The following is a 2,099-nucleotide window of genomic DNA, read 5'->3' on the forward strand; positions in this document are numbered from 1 at the left end:
AACCCACGGTAGAGTTGCCCCTACGCTGGTTTTCAAGACCAGAGCCTTAAACCACTCGGCCACCCATCCTTTGGGCTTGCGCCCGTTTCGGCATTGGTCAAGGTGCAAATGCCGAAATCATGCCGAAATTCATGTCTTACTGACGATATTTGCTTTATATTTCAAACCGTTAAGCCAAAACCTATTTTAATTTTCAAGACCGGTGCCTTAAACCGCTCGGCCATCCCTCCAAGCCTTGTTTTCGTTAGCTTTTTTGGCGTTTTGCCGTCGGCCATTTGGGCTTTTGCTACCATTTTGCTACCGAACGAGCTTACCTACCGGGCTTTACCGCGCTCCTGATCGCCGCGTCAACCGCCTCGGCGGCATCCGCCTGCATTCCCGGCATGACGTGCGAATATAGGTCGAGCGTTATTCCGATCGTCGAGTGCCCAAGGCGCTCGCTGGCAACCTTCGGATGAACGCCGGCCGACAACATCTGGGTGGCATGAGTATGCCGCAGATCGTGGAATCGGATGCGCGGCAGGGTGGTGTTGCCAATGACTCTGATCCATTCATGCGTAAGCGAGCGGGGCTGCAGCGGCGAGCCGTCGACCTGGGCGACCACGAAACTGTCGGCGTCTGGTCGGATGCCAAGGCGCAACTGTTCCTCTGCCTGCCGCGTGCGGTGGGCCTTTAGCTCGGCCACGGTCGCCGCCGACAATGCTACAGTCCGGGCTCGGCCGCTCTTCGGTTCTTTGTAGCGGACGCCGTCGCTGGTCTGCTCCGCGCTCTCGACGATGGACAGAAGGCGGAGGTTGTCGCCATCCGCTGTGCCCGCTGCAACGTCACGCGCTACTACAAGCCGATCGAGTTGCGGGAGGTGATCGGCAACGTCACCATCGACGAAGTGATGGACAAAGTGCGCTGCCAGCAATGCAAGAGCCGGGAGTGGATGAGCGCGCAACTATTCCACCCGACTGGCGAGCAGGCGCACACGATCCGCTACCGGCGCCTTTGGCGGGATGAATAAGGCTAGATAATTTAACTCCATGTTTACCAAACCTGCACCTGTGCCCGAGGAGCTAAAATATATCATCTTGCTAATATATTTTTCGCGTGTTGAGGTTAAGCAGTATCAGTACGATCCTTTCCGATTATAGATGGTAATCGTCAGCGGCGGGGTGCTCAAGTGACAGGCGCAGTCCCTATTTATGTACAGTCAAAAGGTAATGCATATTTTCGCTACGGCACCCAAATCACCGGAGAGAACGGCTGGGGAAACGACAAAACCGTCGCCTTCTATGCATATTCCAGCCCGCAAGAGGGAACGATCCCCTTTTACCGACATAGAGCGGGGACCGGCGACCGCTTTCAGATAGACACCATTCCGGCCGCTCATGACGGTTGGAGCGCCGGAGAAGATCCATTTTACGCCTATCCACCAACGCTGCCGAGAAGAGGCACGACACCCATCTATGCTCACTGGAACTCGGACTCATCGCGGGTCCAGTACAACTCCCAAATCGCTGGCGGCTCGGGCTGGAACATCGGGGTGCCAACTTTCTTCGCCTTGCCCGTTCTCAACGGATATCGCGTCGGGGACAAGATTGCAGATATCAGCGGCAACGATCAGTCCGGCAACGATGTGAAACTGAGCAAGTACGGCACCGGCCAGGATTGGATCCTGATCGACATCTGCGCGCAGTGGTGTGGCCCGTGCAATTTCGCGGCCAGCCGGATGCACGATTTCATTGCCGATATCAACAACACCAAGGGTACGAAGCTTAAGCTGACGCTTTTCACGGTGCTGGTCGACGATCGGAGTTATAAGCCGTCATCGGTAACAACCGCGAAGCAATGGGCGACAAAGTTCAACTTCGATCAAAAGGAAGCGGTGGTTCACTGCGGAGGCGACCCGAAATCGGATTTGCGGTGGCTCATTGACAAGGTCACCCTCGCAAACGACATCCCGGAATCCGCTTACCCAACTTTCGTGCTCGTTGACCCCGACGAAACAATTCGCCTCTTCCAACAGGGCTTTGATCTCGACGAGCTCCAGCGGCAACTGAGTGTGTTCGCGGAGGTTACATTTCCGAACAAGTCGTGGATCGGCCTTACAT

The 2,099-nt window shown here is 55.8% G+C and carries 2 protein-coding genes; one reads left to right on the forward strand and one right to left on the reverse strand.

Features of this window, described 5'->3' with window-relative positions:
* Positions 1 to 310: 310 nt before the first annotated feature.
* Positions 311 to 913 (reverse strand): tyrosine-type recombinase/integrase, encoded by a 603-nt coding sequence (locus EOA38_RS34710; protein ID WP_245480996.1) that lies wholly within the window; start codon positions 911 to 913, stop codon positions 311 to 313.
* Positions 914 to 1,168: 255 nt separating this feature from the next.
* Between EOA38_RS34710 and EOA38_RS34715 the strand changes: the two genes are divergently transcribed.
* Positions 1,169 to 2,099, forward strand: a 931-nt coding sequence (locus tag EOA38_RS34715) for a redoxin domain-containing protein (RefSeq protein ID WP_127301347.1), incomplete at its 3' end; no start/stop codon positions are given.

Source organism: Mesorhizobium sp. M1E.F.Ca.ET.041.01.1.1 (assembly GCF_003997355.1).
Taxonomy (GTDB): Bacteria; Pseudomonadota; Alphaproteobacteria; order Rhizobiales; family Rhizobiaceae; genus Mesorhizobium.